Genomic DNA, 17,067 nt, shown 5'->3' on the forward strand with positions numbered 1-17,067 from the left:
GACTTTATAGAAGCCGAATTTCCCCGCGTTATCCCCCGATAGTCGTTCGACGCCAGCGAAGCCGATTTGCTAGAGTGCGCCGCTGTCCCTGTCCAGAAAACACTCTTGCGATGCTGCCCCGCGCCGAACAGAAACAACAGACCCGCAACGCCCTGATGGACGCTGCCCGCCACCTGATGGAAAGCGGCCGAGGATTCGGCAGCCTGAGCCTGCGGGAAGTCACCAGAACCGCCGGGATCGTCCCCACCGGTTTCTACCGGCATTTCGCCGACATGGATGAGCTGGGCCTGGCGCTGGTGAGCGAAGTCGGTCAGACCTTCCGCGAAACCATCCGCCTGGTGCGCCATAACGAGTTCGTCATGGGCGGCATCATCGATGCCTCGGTGCGGATCTTTCTCGATGTGGTCACGGCCAATCGTTCGCAATTCCTGTTTCTGGCCCGCGAGCAGTACGGCGGTTCGCTGCCGGTGCGCCTGGCCATCGCCCGCTTGCGCGAAGACATCAGCTCGGACCTGGCGGCCGACTTGGCGCTGATGCCGAAACTGCAGCATCTGGACATTGCCGGCCTGAGCGTCATGGCGGATCTGATCGTCAAAAGCGTGTTCGCGACCTTGCCGGACATTATCGATCCACCAGCGCAGGCGTTGCCGGAGCATCTGACGCCGCAGGCGAAAATTACCCAGCAGTTGCGGTTTATCTTTATTGGCTTGAAGCATTGGCAGGGACTCGGCAGTACCGAGTAAACAATTCCCCCCTGTGGGAGCGGGCTTGCTCGCGAAGAGGGAGTGTCAGTCGACATCAATGTTGCCTGGCACACCGCCTTCGCGAGCACGCCCCCTCCCACACCGTTAATCGCGCCGCATTTTGGTGCGCCGAAAACCCTCTCGCACCAACTTCAATCAACCCCCTGCAACACTCTGAGTCTCCCTCTTCGCTCTGACAGGCATTTCCCGCGTCTCACCCGATTGGCAAGCCCCTTGCTCTAGCTACAACATCGTCTATTGCTGGAAGCCTTCCGATGCTGGTGATTCACCGCAGAATCGACCCTCAACCCGTCTGGGCCGCCGAGTTACACCTGACCTTCGAAGCCCGGAGCAAAAGCCGCTTGCGCTGTTTCAGTGCCGAGGGTGAAGACGTCGGGTTGTTTTTGGAGCGCGGTCAGCCGCCGCTGTTTGACGGCGAATGCCTGCGAGCCGAAGACGGGCGCGTCGTTCGCGTTTGCGCTCGCCCCGAACAACTGCTGCACGTCACCTGCGCCAACGCCTTCGAACTGACCCGCGCCGCCTATCACTTGGGCAACCGCCATGTGGCCTTGCAAGTCGGCGACGGCTGGTTGCGCCTGCTCGACGATTACGTGCTCAAGGCCATGCTTGAACAGCTTGGCGCCAAGACCGAAAACATCGAAGCACCGTTCCAGCCAGAACACGGTGCCTACGGCGGCGGCCACCACCACTCGCGACACGGCGACGAGGATTTCAACTACCCGCCGAAACTGCACCAGTTCGGCGTGCGCTTATGAACCCGGCCTGGGCGCTGCTGCGTCTGGCCAGCCCGCAGCTGCCGATCGGCGGCTACAGCTATTCCCAAGGTTTGGAGATGGCTGTGGATAACGGCCGCGTGAACGATCCCGACAGCGCGCGACGCTGGATCAGCGATCAGTTGTTGCTGAACCTCTCCCGTTTCGAAGCACCATTGCTACTCGCCCATTGCACCGCCGCGTCCGAAGAAAACTGGGACGAGTTGCTGCAACGCTGCGAAGAGCATCGCGCCAGCCGCGAAACCCGCGAGTTGCATCAGGAAAGTCGGCAGATGGGCTATTCGCTGCAGCAATTGCTCAACGGCTTGCCGGAACTGGATGCGCCAGCCCGTGCTTTCCTCGACCAACGCCCCGAACCGCATCTGGCCCTCGGCTGGGCGCTGGCGGCCCGCGCCTGGCAAATCAGCCCGCAAGATGCGCTGGCCGCCTGGCTCTGGAGCTGGCTGGAAAATCAATTGGCGGTGCTGATGAAAACCCTGCCCCTGGGCCAGCAAGCCGCCCAGCGCCTGACCAGTGAGCTGCTGCCGTTGCTGCAACAGGCGCAGCAAGACGCCACCCGAATCAACCCCGAACACGTTGGCAGCGCCGCTTTCGGCCTGTCCCTGGCGTGCATGGCCCATGAGCGCCAGTACAGCCGTCTGTTCCGTTCCTAGGGCCTTTTATTTTGGAGAATCACATGAACGCACAACCTCTGCGCGTCGGCATCGGCGGCCCGGTCGGTTCCGGCAAAACCGCCCTGACCCTGGCCCTGTGCCTGGCTCTACGTGAACGCTACAACCTCGCCGTCGTGACCAACGACATCTACACTCGCGAAGACGCCGACTTTCTGGTGCGCAACGAAGCCCTGGCGCCGGAGCGGATCATCGGCGTGGAAACCGGCGGCTGCCCGCACACGGCGATCCGCGAAGACGCCTCTATCAACCTTGAAGCCGTGGATCAACTGAACCGGCGCTTCCCGGGGCTGGACCTGATTCTGGTGGAGTCCGGTGGCGACAACCTCTCGGCGACCTTCAGCCCGGAACTGTCCGACCTCACTATCTACGTGATCGACGTCTCGGCCGGCGACAAGCTGCCGCGCAAGGGCGGGCCGGGGATTTGCAAATCCGACCTGCTGGTGATCAACAAGATCGACCTCGCGCCGCTGGTGGGCGCGTCGCTGGAGATGATGGACAGCGACACCAAACGCATGCGTAACGGCAAACCGTTCGTCTTCAGCAACCAGAAAACCGGCCAGGGCCTGGAAGCGATCATCGCCTTCATCGAACGCCAGGGTCTGCTGACTGCGGCCTGACCACACTTATCAACAAGGAAGCTTATCCATGACACTGAAACGCATTCTGGGCGCCATGGCCCTGCTGCTGACTCCAGCCATTGCCTTCGCTCATCCGGGCCATGGCGACAATGGTTTGATGGCCGGTATCAGCCACCCGATCGGCGGCCTCGATCACTTGCTGGCGATGGTTGCCGTAGGGTTGTGGGCGGCGCAGCAGAAAGGTGCTGCGCGCTGGGCACTGCCGTGCACGTTTGTTGGCACCATGCTGATCGGCGGCTTGCTGGGTTTTGAAGGACTGAACCTGTCGGCGCTGGAAAGCGCGATAGCGGCATCGGTATTGGCACTGGGCCTGGCGGTGGCTTTGGCGGTGCGTCCACCATTGAGCCTGGCGGTGGCTGCGACCGCGTTGTTCGCGCTGTTCCACGGCGTGGCGCATGGCCTGGAATTGCCGGACATGTCCAGTCCCTGGGCGTACGCGGCGGGGTTTGTGGTGGCGACGGCGGCTTTGCATGCAACGGGTTATGCGGTGGTTCGAGTGCTGCCTCAAGCGGCGGCACCATTGGTTCGGCTGGCCGGTGCGGCCTCGGCGGCGACCGGGGTCTGGTTGTTGGCAGGCTGACTTTTTTATCGCCTGTTCTGGCCTCTTCGCGAGCAAGCCCGCTGCCACAGATCGAGTGTGGGAGCGGGATTGCTCGCGAAGGCGGCCTGACAGACACCGCGTCTCTCGGGCCTGCCTCTCTGCTACCATGTCGCGCAATCGCCCCTGCCGTGACGACGCCAGCCAATGCCGCCTGTTTCCCGCTCTGCTTCCCAGCCTGAATTGACCGCCCTGTTCGCCTCGGTGCAACAGCACTTCCAGAACGTGATCGTGCCGCTTTGGCAAGGCCCCGGCTGGAACGCCGACATGGCATTGCCTTTTGAAGCGCTGGACGCCGAACATCGACCGCTGCCCCCTCAGCGCTACCGGGCCATGGCCTGCGCGCGGCAGTTGTATCTGTTTTCCAGCCTGATCGGCCAAGTGCCCCAGGCCGAAGAACGTGCGGCGGCGCTGTTCCGTTCCTTGCAGCGGCATTTCCACGATGCCGAGCATGGCGGCTGGTTCTACAGCATCGACCCGCAAGGTGCGCCGCTGGATCAACGCAAAGACCTCTACACCCACGCCTTCATCCTGTTCGCCTGCGCTCATTACTGGAGCAAGGTCCGCGAACCGCTGGTGGAGTCGGTGCTCAACGCCGCGCTGGAAGTTGTGGCGCAACGTTTCGCCACGGGCGACGGCCTGTACGAAGCCAGCCTGGACCGTGACTGGTCCTCGCTCGAATCCGGGCCGCTGCAGAATCCTTTGATGCATTTGGCCGAAGCCTTCCTCGCCACCCTTTCGGTGCGCGAAGACGCTGCTGTGCAAGGCGCGCTCGCCGAGTTATGCACAGCCATGCAGAAGCGCTTCATCGATCCGCAACACGCGGTGCTGATGGAGAAACCGCTGGGGGCTGTGGATAACTGGTTCGAGCCGGGCCATCAGTTCGAATGGTATTTCCTGCTGCAATCCTCACCGCTGCTGCGTGGCTCGAAACTGCACACCTCGCTCGAACGCGCGTTTGCGCTCACCGAGCAACGAGGTGTCGATCAGCAGACCGGTGCTGTGCGAGCGATGCTGGAACTGGACGACCGCCCACGCGACGCGACCCAACGCATCTGGGCCCAGGCCGAATACCTGCGCGCCCTGACCTTGCGCCCGGGCAGCGAAGCATCGGTGCAGCACCAATTGCAGGCGTTGCAACAGCGCTTTCTGCATGGGGGCGGTTGGTATGAGTGTCGCGATGAGCATGGCGAAGTGAGCCGCAAGGACATGCCTTCGACCACGCCTTATCACTTGGCAACCTGTTATCGCGGGTTGGCCGAGTATCTCGGCTGAGTTTTTTGTGGCGAGGGGGCTTTTGCCCCCGTTGGGCTGCGCAGCAGCCCTTGTGTTTTGTCAGTTGCATCGCAGGTGGCTGCTTCGCACCCGAACGGGGGCAAGCCCCCTCGCCACAATTACGCCTTGCCACCATTACGCTCAATGGCAAACCCGCTCCAGGTCTGGCTCACCGGCATCAGCTCGAGGCTGTTGATATTGATGTGGGCCGGCGCGTTGAGCACCCAGAAAATGGTCTCGGCGATGTCTTGCGGCTGGATCGGCTCGGCACCGGCGTAAGTGGCGTTGTAACGCTCCTGATCACCGGCAAAACGCACCAGCGAGAACTCGCTCTCGCACAGGCCCGGCTCGATGTTGCTGACCCGTACACCCGTACCTTGCAGGTCGCAGCGCAGGTTCAGGGAGAACTGTTTGACGAACGCTTTGCTCGCGCCATACACGTGGCTGCCCGGGTACGGGTAATTGCCGGCGATGGAGCCGAGGTTGACGATGCTGGCGCCACGACCATGAGCGATCAAACGCGGCAGCAACAGGCGGGTGCTGTACATCAGGCCTTTGATGTTGGTGTCGACCATGGTGTCCCAATCATCAAGATCGCACTTGGGGGCCGGGTCCACGCCCAGGGCCAGGCCGGCGTTGTTGATCAGCCCGCGCAACTTGGCGAAGGACGGTGGCAGATTGGCAATCGCCTCCTCCATGGCCTTGCGATCCCGTACGTCGAGTACCAGGCCATGGACCTCGGTCTGCTTCGACAACTCGGCGCACAGGGCATTGAGGCGCTCTTCACGACGACCTGTCAGCACCAGCTTCCAGCCGGCCTCGGCAAAACGACGGGCACAGGCTTCACCAAAACCGGAAGTCGCGCCGGTAATAAACAGGGTGTTGGACATCGTGTTCTCCTTGCTTCGACTGATCGACAGCCCTTGGAATAGAAAATCAGCTCGCAGCATGCCCGGCCTTGTCCACAGCGGCAACCGTCGAAAAAAACGTACAAAAAACGATCAATGCTGGCAACGCCATATGCGCCGTGGGTTGCAGCCATGTACGCGCACCTTATCCACAGGCCGGTCCACAGTTTCCGGGGGCAAGTGGAAAAGCTGCAAGCCGCTGTCCACAAGGCTTTGCGGGCAGATTAGAAAGTTTTTTGCTTGACCCTCGGGGGCCTGCTGTGTAGCCCCGGGCAATTCGCACGACCGAGCGGGCAAACCGACGATGGCGCCAAGCCAGTAACTACGGCCCTCAGCCGAGTCTTTCCAGAGTTTAATCACAGACTTATCCACAGGCTTGTCCACCTCGATTCATACGGTGTTCGCCCATAATAAACAGGTTGACAACGCCGGCTCGAGGGCCAGCAAAAACACCTGATCAAAAAACAACCACACCTCTGCAAGCCACGGATTCAAAGGCTTGCAGCCAGCTACTCCCACGTTATTCACAGCCAGCTCCACAGCAAACGGGGACAAGTCAAAACCGTGACAAAACAGCAATTTGCAGCGGCTTTATGTCGCGCTTTGCGAGGTCATGAATATTGTTTTCCACAATTTCCCAAAAGCACACCGCCCATGTGGGAGCGAGCTTGCTCGCGATAACGGTGGGTCAATGAAAAGCATGTCGACTGACACTCCGCTATCGCGAGCAGGCTCGCTCCCACAGGGTTAGTGGCGTTTCATAGATAGAAAAAAGCCCCGACGATTGCTCGTCGGGGCTCGTTGTTGCAACGCAGAACTCAGTGGCCGCCAAGGTAGGCGTTACGCACCTCCTCGTTCACCAGCAGTTCCTTGCCGGTACCGCTGAGGCGGATCTCGCCGTTGACCATTACGTACGCCCGGTCCGACAGCTTGAGGGCGTGGTTGGCGTTTTGCTCCACCAGGAAGATGGTCATGCCGGTCTTGGCCAGTTCCCGCAGGGTCGCGAAGATCTGTTTCACCACGATCGGGGCCAGGCCAAGGCTCGGTTCGTCGAGCAGCAGCAATTTCGGCCGGCTCATCAGTGCACGGGCGATGGCGAGCATCTGCTGCTCGCCGCCAGACATGGTCATGGCCCGCTGGGTGCGTCGCTCTTCGAGGCGCGGGAACAGCTCGAACATGCGCTGCATGTCTTCCTTGGCGTACTTGTCACCGATCGGGATGGTGCCCATCAGCAGGTTTTCCTCGACGGTCATGTCAGGGAACACCCGGCGGCCTTCCGGCGATTGAGCGATACCGTTGGAGGCGATGTAGTGGGACGACTTGTGAGTGATATCCACACCCTGATAGACGATTTGCCCGTCAGCCGCCCGTGGCTGGCCGAAGATCGACATCAGCAGGGTCGACTTGCCGGCACCGTTGGAGCCGATCAGGCTGACGGTTTCACCTTCATTGATGTGCAACGAGACTTTCTTCAGGGCCTGGATCGGTCCGTAGAACACGTCGATCTCTTTCAGTTCGAGGATCGGTTGACTCATACCAGCTCCTCTTCGTCGGCGCCCAGGTAGGCGGCAATCACTTTCGGATCGTGTCGGATCGCTTCGGGTCCGCCCTCGGCGATGACAACGCCGTGGTCCAGCACCACGATGTGGTCGGAAATGCTCATGACCATGCCCATGTCGTGCTCGATCAGCACCACGGTCAGATCGTGCTCGTCGCGCAGCAGTCGGATCATCGCGCTCAGCGCTTCGGTTTCCTGAGGGTTGAGGCCGGCGGCCGGTTCGTCGAGGCAGATGATCTGCGGCCGGGTACACATGGCCCGGGCGATCTCCAGACGACGCTGCTGACCGTAGGACAGTTCACCGGCCAGCCGGTTGGCGCAATCCACCAGGTCCACCACTTCCAGCCAGTAGAACGCATGGTCCAGCGCATCGCTTTCGGCCTTGCGGTAGCCCTTGGTATTGAGGATGCCCGCCAGTATGCCGCGGTTGACCCACATGTGCTGGGCCACCAGCAGGTTTTCCAGCACCGACATCTCCCTGAACAGGCGAATGTTCTGGAAAGTCCGCGCCAGACCGGCACGGTTGATCAGGTGCGTGCCACCGAACATCTTGTAGCGGAGCCGGCTGACGAAGCTTTTCGGCGATACGAAATCGATGGCCTTGAACGGTTCCCCGAGCATCTTGATGACGTTGGTTTTCACGCCTCGGGTGTTGAGCTCGATATGCCCGCCGGACGCTTTGTAGAACCCGGTCAGGCAGTTGAACACGGTGGTCTTGCCTGCGCCGTTGGGGCCGATCAGCGCGAAGATCGAGTTGCGCTTGACCTTCAGGCTGACGTCGCTCAGCGCTTTGATGCCACCGAAGTGCATCATCAGATTCTCGACCGAGAGTACGACTTCACTCATGGCGCTACTCCTTTACGCGGGGTCACACCGGTACGGCTGATCCGAATCAGGCCGCGCGGTCGCCAGATCATCATCAACACCATCAGGATGCCGAACAGCAGCACGCGATACTCGGCGAAGCCGCGCAGCAGTTCCGGGGCAACGGTCAGCACGAACGCTGCAATCACCACGCCGATGGTCGACCCCATGCCGCCGAGTACCACGATGGCGAGGATCAGTGCCGATTCGAAGAAGGTGAACGACGTCGGGTTCACAAAGCCTTGATAGGTCGCGAAGAACACCCCGGCCAGACCCGCCGTCGATGCGCCGATGGTGAACGCCGACAGCTTGACCAATACATGATTGAGCCCCATGGAGCGGCAGGCGATTTCGTCCTCACGCAAGGCTTCCCACGCGCGACCGACCGGCATGCGAGTCAAGCGGTGCTTGATGTACAGCACGGCCAGCACCACCAGGAACAACACCGCATAAATGAAGTAGTACTTCACGTCCGGGTTATAGGCGATGCCGAAGAACTCATGGAACGGAACTCCGCCCTCTTTCGCCCGTTTGCCGAACTCGATACCGAAGAACGTCGGCAACGGTGCCGCCATACCATTCGGGCCACCGGTCAGGGTCAGCCAGTTGTTGAGGATCAGCCGGATGATTTCACCAAAACCCAGGGTCACGATGGCCAGGTAATCACCGTGCAGGCGCAACACCGGGAAACCCAGGATGCACCCGGCCAGCCCGGCGGTGATCGCCGCCAAAGGCAATACCGTCCAGAAGCCCAGCCCCAGGTATTGATAACCGAGCGCCAGCCCGTAGGCACCAATGGCGTAGAACGCCACGTAACCCAGGTCGAGCAGGCCGGCCAGGCCGACCACAATGTTCAGGCCCAGGCCCAGCAGCACGTAGATCAACCCGAGGATGACCACGCCCAGCAGGTAGGAGTTGGAGAAAAACGGCAGCACCACGGCGATGACAATCATCAGCGGGATGATCCAGCGCAACCGGGATTTGTAATCGGGCGCCAGTACATGAACGCCAGAGCCGGTGCTTTCAAAGCCTTCGAGAATTCTCAGGCCTTTGGGTGTTTGCAGAAACAGGCTCAGGGCAAAGCGGCCGGTCATGACGATGGCGACAATCCAGCCCACCCTCACCGGCTCCAGATTGAAGCTGTAGCCGTCCAGGACAATGCCGACAATCGGGCCGAACACAATCAGGGCAATCAGGCCGGCAAGAATCGCGTCAACCAGGCTTTTTTTGACATCAATGGTTTTTTTTAGTGGTTGAAGACATCGCTTACACCTTCGACACAAGAGGACGGCCGAGCAGGCCTTGAGGCCGAAAGACCAGAACAAGAACGAGCAGTGAGAAGCTGAAAACGTCTTTGTAATCCGAGTTGACCAGCCCCGAGAACAACGACTCGGAGATCCCGAGAATGATCCCTCCCAGCATGGCGCCGGGCAGTGAGCCGATCCCGCCGAGTACCGCCGCGGTGAACGCCTTGATACCGATGACGAAGCCCGCGTAGAAGTCGAACGTGCCGTAGTTCATGGTGATCAGCACGCCGGCCAGGGCCGCCATCGCGGCACCGATGATGAACACGTAGGAAATCACCCGATCGGTGTTGATCCCCAGTATCGAAGCCATCTTGCGGTCTTGCTGGGTAGCGCGGCACATGCGGCCGAGTTTGGTGTACTTGATGACGTAGGTCAGCAAGCCCATCCCGACGAATGCGGCGACCAGAATGAAGATTTTGGTGTAGGTGAGTTGAACGAAGCCGCTTCCGACTTCAACGCGCCATGCACCGGTCAGCAGTGTCGGTACACCCTGTTGGCGGGCGCCCTGACTGATCTGTGCATAGTTTTGCAGGATCAGCGAAATACCGATGGCGCTGATCAACGGTGCCAGTCGGGTGGAGTTGCGCAGCGGTTTGTAGGCGACGCGCTCGATGACCCAGCCATACACCGCGGTGACGATGATGGTGAAGACCAGCGTGCCGAGCATCAGCAGCGGGAAGGATTCGATACCGAAGTAAGCCAGCAGAGCCAGACTGATCGCCGCGAGGTACGCAGAGATCATGTAAACCTCGCCATGGGCGAAGTTGATCATGCCAATGATGCCGTAGACCATTGTGTAGCCGATGGCGATCAGGCCATAGACCGACCCGAGGGTCAGGCCGTTGACCAGTTGCTGCAGGAAAATACCATCCATAACGCAATCTCACGCACTTGAGAGACTGCACAGAAGCCAGTTGCAACAGACCGGGTTCAGCCGCCGGTGCAACACGCGAGTGTGCAGCTCTACGAGAAAAGACAGACGAGCCTTCTGGCGGATACCAGTCAGCTAAATAGCGGTGAACACAATCTTTGTGGCGAGGGAGCTTGCTCCCGCTGGGTCGCAAAGCATCCCCTAAAACAGGACTGCTGCGCAGTCCAACGGGAGCAAGCTCCCTCGCCACAGGCCGGTCACACGCTCATATCACTTCTGTTTTTCCAGTTGGTGGTATTTGCCGTCCTTGTCCCACTGGTAAACCACGTAGTCGGAGACTTTCAGGTCGCCCTTGGCGTCCCAGGTCTTCTCGCCCATCACGGTTTGGACCTTGTTGGCTTTCAGCCATTTGGCGGCGTCGTCGCCCTTGTTGGACTTGGCACCGTTGAAGCCGGCAGCCAGGGCCTGAACCGAAGCGTAAGCATAGAGGGTGTAGCCTTCAGGCTCGGTACCGGCCTTGCGGAAGGCGTCTACCACAGTCTTGCTGTCTGGCAGCAGGCGTGGGTCGGCACCGAAGGTCATGTACACACCATCAACGTTCTGTGGGCCACCGGCGGTGGTCACGAGTTCGTCGGTCACGATGCCGTCATCGGACATGAACTTGACGTCCTTGAGGCCCTGCTCACGCAGTTGACGAACCAGTGGACCGGCTTCCGGGTGCAGGCCACCGAAATAGACGACATCGGCACCGGCCGCACGGATCTTGGTTACCACGGCGCTGAAGTCTTTCTCGCCACGGGTCAGGCCTTCGTACAGCACCGGCGTTACGCCGCGCTTGGCCAACTGGGCCTTGGTGGCATCCGCCAGACCTTGGCCGTAGGTGTCTTTGTCGTGCAGAACCACGACTTTCTTGCCCTTGAGCACGTCGACGATGTAGTCGCCGGCAACGATGCCTTGCTGGTCGTCACGGCCGCACATACGGAACATGGCGGCCAGGCCGCGTTCAGTGACCTGCGGGTTGGTGGAACCTGGAGTGATCGCAATGATGCCCGCTTCGTCGTAGATCTCGGAGGCCGGAATGGTCGACGAGGAGCAGAAGTGACCGACCACGCCGGCGACTTTCTGATTGGTCAGGTCCTTGGCGACCGTCACAGCCTGCTTCGGTTCGCAGGCGTCATCGCCTTTGACCAGTACGATTTTTTCCCCGTTGATACCGCCGGCGGCATTGACCGCATCGGCCGCTGCCTGTGCACCCTTCATGTACTGCTCGCCAAATGCCGCGTTGGCGCCTGTCATCGGACCCGCCACACCGATTTTCACATCAGCCTGTGCAAACGCAGAAACACCCAACGCAGCTGCCACTGCGAGGGCCAGAAAGCCTTTCTTGTAAAACGTCTGGGACATGAGGTGGTGCTCCAAGGTTTTTTTTAGTTGGCACTGCGACTTCACTGAATGCTCAGAGCAAGGGCCGTGCCATCGGTTTTTTATTCTGAAAAAAGTCGCTGCTTTATTGTTATTTCGACTGTTTCGGACCCTTTTTCATTGGGTGTGCAACCGTCTAAACCGCGCGAGGTGAAACCATTTATTTTAAAAGGCGCAACCCGTATGAGCCATCATTGCAACCGCAGCACCAAACGATGTGCAACCGGCCTGTAACAGCCTGCGTCACCGAACTGCACACTGCTGGTGCGCAACTGCTACAACCCGCACCTTTTACAGGCTAGCCGCTTCGCGAAAAAGCGCCGCTTCCAGCAACACATTTCAACAATCAAATAACGATCCGCAGGCACTGGCCTGCGTGATACAGCGAAAATCCGGCCTCGTACAGACAGCTGCGCAATCCCACACCCGCCAATGGCTGCATGGGGGCGAAGGGAATCGGCAGGGCTTGAGGATTTCCGTTACACAGATAATCAGCAAAGGCTTTGCCAACCACAGTGCCAGTAGTGACGCCCCGGCCGTTGTAACCGGTAACGGCCACCAGACCCGGCGCCGGCTCGAACAGGCGCATCAAATGATCGGGGGTGAAGGCGATGCAACCGGTCCAGGTGCATTCCCATTCCACCGGTTTCAGGTAGGGGAAGTAATGCTGCTGAACCCGGTCGGCCCAGGCTTTCAGGAACCAGGTCGGTTTCTGGTTGCCATTGCCGAGACTGCCGAGCAACAACCGCCCTTCGGCATCGCGACGGATGCTGCTGAGCACCTGCCGGGTGTCCCAGGACCCTTGACCACCGGGCAGAATCCGTTGCGCGGCGTCTTCGGTCAGCGGCACCGAAGCCACTTGATAGTAATAACCGGGGAAGAAGTTGCGCCGCAGCGCTGTCCAGTCGCCTTCGGTGTAGGCGTTGGACGCAATCACCACCTGCTCGGCCAGCACCGAACCCTGGGCGGTCTGCACCGACCAGCGCTGGCCCTGACGTTCGAGTCGGGTGACCGGGGAGTGATCGAACAGCTGACCGCCAAGACCGATGGCCGCGTTGGCCAGCCCCGTGGTGTAGGCCATCGGGTTGATCGTGCCGGCGCGCCGATCGAGCAACGCGGCGGCGATCTTTTGGGTGCCCGTGGCTTGTTCGCAGGCAGCTCCGGAGAGCAACTCCACCGGTGCACCGCGACGTTTCCATTGGGCTTCGCGACTGCGCAGATCCGCCTCGCCACGTGCGTTATGCGCCATGTGCAGCGTGCCTTCGCGGCGCAACTGGCAATCGATGTTGTATTTGTCGATCAGGCTGAACACCAGCGACGGCGCCGCACCGAGCATGCGGTTGAGCTGACTGCCGACCGCTTCGCCGAAACCGGCTTCGATTTCGTCCGGTGGAATCCACATCCCGGCGTTGACCAGCCCGACGTTACGTCCCGAACCGCCATGCCCGGCGCGATGGGCTTCCAGCACACAGACGCTTTTACCTTGTTCCAGCAGGTGCACCGCCGCCGACAGGCCGGTGAAACCGGCACCGATGACGCAGACATCCACCGTCACCTCACCCTTGAGCGCCGCATTGTCGGGCCTTTGCGGCGTCAGTTTTTCCCACAGACATTCTTCGCGTAACGGCATTGCCAGACTCCAATCAGAAACCTAACCAACACACCATTCCCCTGTGGGAGCGGGCTTGCCCGCGATAGCGTCAGCACATTCATCATCTGAGTGACTGACAGATTGCCATCGCGGGCAAGCCCGCTCCCACAGTGTTCTTCATGGGCTCAAAGGATGCACTTAGTCGAACGTAATGCCCTGAGCCAACGGCAGCTCCAGCGAATAGTTCACGGTGTTGGTCTGACGGCGCATGTACCCGCGCCATGCGTCCGAACCGGACTCACGACCACCGCCTGTTTCCTTCTCACCGCCAAACGCCCCGCCGATTTCCGCGCCGCTCGGGCCAATGTTGACGTTGGCGATGCCGCAATCGCTGCCCACCGCCGACATGAACTGCTCGGCTTCACGCACATCGGTGGTAAAGATGCACGACGACAGGCCTTGTGGCACGGCATTGTTCAGGCGCAACGCCTCTTCGAACTCGCTGTAACCGATCACGTACAGAATCGGCGCAAAGGTTTCGCTGCACACCACATCGCTCTGCTCCGGCATTTCGACGATGGCTGGCGAGACGTAATAAGCGTTGGGGAATTTGTCTTCCAGCTGACGCTTGCCGCCGAACACCCGGCCGCCTTCGCTCAAGGCCTGCTCCAGCGCGTCCTGCATGTTGTCGAAGCTGTGTTTGTCGATCAGCGGCCCGACCAGATTGCCTTCCAGCGGATGGCCGATGCGCACCTTGGAGTAAGCGGCTTTCAGGCGGGTGACGATTTCTTCTTTCACCGACTCGTGGGCGATCAGGCGACGCAAGGTGGTGCAACGCTGACCGGCAGTGCCGACGGCGCTGAACAGAATCGCCCGTACGGCCATGTCCAGGTCGGCGCTTGGGCCGAGGATCATCGCGTTGTTACCGCCCAGTTCCAAAATGCTGCGGGCAAAACGTGCGGCGATTTTCGGCGCCACTTCACGGCCCATGCGGGTGCTGCCGGTGGCGCTGACCAGCGCGACACGCGGATCATCAACCAGAGCTTCGCCGGCATCGCGACCACCGATGATCACCTGGCTCAGGTGCGGCGGGGCGTCGCTGAAATTCTTCAGGACGCGGTCAAACAGCGCTTGGCAGGCCAACGCGGTCAGCGGGGTTTTCTCCGACGGTTTCCAGATCACCGGGTTGCCGCAGACCAGCGCCAGCGTCGCGTTCCAGGCCCAGACGGCAACCGGAAAGTTGAAGGCGCTGATCACGCCAACGATGCCCAGCGGGTGCCAGGTTTCGCGCATGTGGTGGCCAGGGCGCTCGGAGGCAATGGTCAAACCGTACAGCTGACGGGACAGACCGACCGCGAAGTCGCAGATGTCGATCATTTCCTGAACTTCACCCAGGCCTTCCTGAGTGATCTTGCCCGCTTCCCAGGACACCAGCTCGCCCAGATCGGCCTTGTACTCGCGCAGGATGTCACCCAACTGGCGCACCAATTCGCCACGGCGCGGCGCCGGCACCTTGCGCCACAGTTCGAACGCATGATCTGCGCGACTGATGTGCCGCTCGACTTCAGCAGCGCCTTCCCAGTTCACGGAGGCAATCCGGCTGCCATCGATCGGCGAATGCACCGGCACTTTGCCGTTCTGGTACAGGGCCGGGTTTACACCAAGACGATCAAGCAATGCGGCAACCATGGGTCACTCCTCAAGCAAAAAACAGAAAACGTGCAGCCGGATTAATTCGACTGATGAGACCTGTAGTTTTAGCGCTCCCGAGGTTACCCAACAAACGACCTTTAAGAGAGATATCATTCCGTTTATTCATGCTGCGAATCTGCCGGTAAAAAAGAGCATCGAGAGAAACAAGAAGAAGGAAAACCAATGCTGAATAAACGCTACCTGCCGTCGATCACTGCGCTGCAGTGCTTCGAGGCCGTGACCCGGCATTTGAGCTTCACCCGGGCCGCCGAAGAGCTGAACCTGACCCAGAGCGCCGTCAGCAAACAGGTCGCGCAACTCGAAGAATTGTTGCAGCACCTGCTGTTCCGCCGGGTGCGCCGACGTCTGCAAATGACCCCGGCGGGGGATTTGTACCTGGTAGAGGTGCGAAAAATCCTCACCCAAGTTGAAATGTCGACCCATTACCTGCGTTCCTACGGCGGTGACACCGAAGTCTTGCGCGTCTCCACGCCTCCGACTTTCGGTGCGCGCTGGCTGGTGCCACGCTTGAAAGGCTGGCGCCTGCGTCATCCGTCAATTCATCTGGACCTGTGCAGCGAACAGGAAGCCGACGATCTGCTGCAAGGTCGCAGCGACCTGGCGTTCTACTTCGGCCAGGGCTCACGGCCCGGCACCGAATGCCTGAAGCTGTTTGGCGAAGAGCTTGTTCCTGTGTGTGCCCCGGGCAGTCTGCCAGACACGCCGTTCACCGATCCGACCCAACTCACCGACCTGGTCCTGCTGCAAAACGCTTCCCGCCCCCAGGCCTGGCACGACTGGTTCGACAGCCAGGGCTACCACACCGAACACAGCTACCACGGCCCGCGTTTCGAAACGTTCTACATGTGCATCCGTGCTGCCCAGGTCGGCTGCGGCGTGGCGCTGCTACCGAAGTTTCTGGTGGAAGAGGAATTGGCCGACGGCAAACTGGTCATTCCCTGGCAGCATGCAATGCCCAGCACCGACGCCTATTACCTGGCCTATCCGGAGCATTCGGCGGAAGTGCCCAAGGTGCGGGATTTTGTGAAGTGGATGCTGGAGCAGATGGACAATCCGGATGCGCCGCAAAGTTGAAATATCACGCAACCTCTGTGGTGAGTGGGCTTGCCCCCGTTGGGCTGCGTAGCGGCCCTAAAACCGGCAACCCGGTTTGTCAGACTCATCATGGCGTCACGCAATAACAAAGCGGCCATCGACGACTTTGGTTTGAGCGAGACGAGCGCGCACATCATCATCGATGGCGGGATCATCCATTCTGTAAAGCCGCACCCTGCGATACGCATTGACTCGATTGATCTGCTGTCCAAGATACTCCCAAACCACCCTCGAACACGCAGGAGTACGATGGTCACCTGCGGAAACGCCCATCTTCAAGCCATTGAGTCGAGTAATACAGCTTTTGAAGCTCGGGATGAGAATGGTTTGGCTAATCTCGTTGGACGTCAGCGACTCATAATCGATGAGGAACAAGCGATCCTGTAAGTAGTAGGCAATCCCCACGTATCGATACCGCTCAAACTCCCCATCCGTCCCAGTTATCTGTAAGCGTTCATTTCGTTCGTATACGAAATGCTGCCCCTCCTCGTACATATGCACCAGGGAGCACAGAACGGAACCGGGCTCTGTCATTGCATGGTAGTACTCGTAGTAGTAACCCGTGTGGGCTTTTAGCTGCGACGAAGACTGTTGCCGAAGGTGATCAAGCATCCGCTGCGGTGCCGTCACCTCGCTGGACGGACTGACTCGCCTTGCTTTAGCGCCGATAAGAATGATGAATTGCTCTGTCGGCAAACCTATTTCGAACTCTTCGACTCCGAAAAAATCACAGATCCGTTTAAGGTTAAAAGGTGTGGGAAGGCTATTTCCGCACAGATACTTATTAAATTGCCCACGATTAATTCGAAGTTTCCTACAGACTTCCGCGACGGATCGATAGTGACTACACAGCAGCCTTAAGTTAGCCGGAAGAAAATCGGACATACAAACCCATCACAATAGTGCCAGAAGACTCGAACATAGCATCAACCCGCATCATTTTTAACCAACTTGCGAAATTGCGCGCAGCGATAGATGACCGGATATTACGGATCCTGAAAGCTTCAGGACCTGCT

The 17,067-nt window shown here is 59.8% G+C and carries 16 protein-coding genes; 7 read left to right on the forward strand and 9 right to left on the reverse strand.

The genetic code is table 11. The annotated features are described in order from the left end of the window. Positions 1-110 precede the first annotated feature (110 nt). From LOY38_RS26720 to LOY38_RS26745, 6 genes are all read left to right on the forward strand, one after another. Positions 111-743, forward strand: coding sequence for a TetR family transcriptional regulator (locus LOY38_RS26720; RefSeq protein ID WP_258697788.1), 633 nt, complete (start codon positions 111-113; stop codon positions 741-743). Positions 744-1,018: 275 nt separating this feature from the next. Next, a complete protein-coding gene (gene ureE, locus LOY38_RS26725; protein ID WP_258697789.1) occupies positions 1,019-1,519 on the forward strand; it encodes an urease accessory protein UreE in 501 nt (166 codons plus the stop codon). Then, the gene (locus LOY38_RS26730) at positions 1,516-2,190 is read left to right on the forward strand and encodes an urease accessory protein UreF (protein WP_258697790.1); all 675 of its coding nucleotides are present in this window, start codon (positions 1,516-1,518) and stop codon (positions 2,188-2,190) included. Before ureE ends, LOY38_RS26730 begins: the two co-directional genes overlap by 4 nt. 23 nt (positions 2,191-2,213) lie before the next feature. After that, entirely contained in the window at positions 2,214-2,828 is a 615-nt protein-coding gene (gene ureG, locus LOY38_RS26735; protein WP_258697791.1) for an urease accessory protein UreG, read from the forward strand. 28 nt (positions 2,829-2,856) lie between these two features. Beyond that, positions 2,857-3,429, forward strand: a complete 573-nt coding sequence (locus LOY38_RS26740; RefSeq protein ID WP_258697792.1) for a HupE/UreJ family protein — start codon at positions 2,857-2,859, stop codon at positions 3,427-3,429. A gap of 165 nt (positions 3,430-3,594) precedes the next feature. Then, on the forward strand, positions 3,595-4,722 hold the full coding sequence (locus LOY38_RS26745) for an AGE family epimerase/isomerase (protein ID WP_258697793.1): 1,128 nt from the start codon (positions 3,595-3,597) through the stop codon (positions 4,720-4,722). Positions 4,723-4,841: 119 nt separating this feature from the next. On the opposite strand, the gene LOY38_RS26750 is transcribed toward LOY38_RS26745, so the two are convergent. From LOY38_RS26750 to LOY38_RS26785, 8 genes are all read right to left on the reverse strand, one after another. Beyond that, positions 4,842-5,612 (reverse strand): SDR family oxidoreductase, encoded by a 771-nt coding sequence (locus LOY38_RS26750; RefSeq protein ID WP_258697794.1) that lies wholly within the window; start codon positions 5,610-5,612, stop codon positions 4,842-4,844. Between the two features lie 836 nt (positions 5,613-6,448). Beyond that, on the reverse strand, positions 6,449-7,165 hold the full coding sequence (locus LOY38_RS26755) for an ABC transporter ATP-binding protein (protein ID WP_258697795.1): 717 nt from the start codon (positions 7,163-7,165) through the stop codon (positions 6,449-6,451). Then, positions 7,162-8,034: an ABC transporter ATP-binding protein gene (locus LOY38_RS26760; protein WP_258697796.1), complete on the reverse strand. Its 873-nt coding sequence runs from the start codon at positions 8,032-8,034 to the stop codon at positions 7,162-7,164. Before LOY38_RS26760 ends, LOY38_RS26755 begins: the two co-directional genes overlap by 4 nt. Continuing rightward, entirely contained in the window at positions 8,031-9,290 is a 1,260-nt protein-coding gene (gene livM, locus LOY38_RS26765) for a high-affinity branched-chain amino acid ABC transporter permease LivM (protein WP_408980643.1), read from the reverse strand. The genes LOY38_RS26760 and livM overlap by 4 nt, the downstream gene beginning before the upstream one ends. Positions 9,291-9,318: 28 nt before the next feature. Beyond that, positions 9,319-10,233: an ABC transporter permease subunit gene (locus LOY38_RS26770; protein WP_007939055.1), complete on the reverse strand. Its 915-nt coding sequence runs from the start codon at positions 10,231-10,233 to the stop codon at positions 9,319-9,321. Between the two features lie 267 nt (positions 10,234-10,500). Next, a complete protein-coding gene (locus LOY38_RS26775) occupies positions 10,501-11,634 on the reverse strand; it encodes a branched-chain amino acid ABC transporter substrate-binding protein (protein WP_258697798.1) in 1,134 nt (377 codons plus the stop codon). Between the two features lie 364 nt (positions 11,635-11,998). Continuing rightward, positions 11,999-13,282, reverse strand: coding sequence for an FAD-binding oxidoreductase (locus tag LOY38_RS26780; RefSeq protein ID WP_258697799.1), 1,284 nt, complete (start codon positions 13,280-13,282; stop codon positions 11,999-12,001). 159 nt (positions 13,283-13,441) lie between these two features. Further along, entirely contained in the window at positions 13,442-14,932 is a 1,491-nt protein-coding gene (locus LOY38_RS26785) for an aldehyde dehydrogenase family protein (RefSeq protein ID WP_258697800.1), read from the reverse strand. A 186-nt stretch (positions 14,933-15,118) separates the two neighbouring features. On the opposite strand from LOY38_RS26785, the gene LOY38_RS26790 reads away from it, so the two are divergent. Further along, positions 15,119-16,030 carry a LysR family transcriptional regulator gene (locus tag LOY38_RS26790; RefSeq protein ID WP_258697801.1) on the forward strand — a complete coding sequence of 304 codons (912 nt, stop codon included), beginning with the start codon at positions 15,119-15,121 and terminating at the stop codon, positions 16,028-16,030. 96 nt (positions 16,031-16,126) lie between these two features. Here the strand turns inward: LOY38_RS26790 and LOY38_RS26795 are convergent, their stop codons facing one another. Next, positions 16,127-16,936, reverse strand: a complete 810-nt coding sequence (locus LOY38_RS26795) for a helix-turn-helix transcriptional regulator (protein WP_258697802.1) — start codon at positions 16,934-16,936, stop codon at positions 16,127-16,129. Positions 16,937-17,067: the final 131 nt, after the last annotated feature.

The sequence above is a fragment of the Pseudomonas sp. B21-015 genome, assembly GCF_024749285.1.
Taxonomy (GTDB): domain Bacteria; phylum Pseudomonadota; class Gammaproteobacteria; order Pseudomonadales; family Pseudomonadaceae; genus Aquipseudomonas.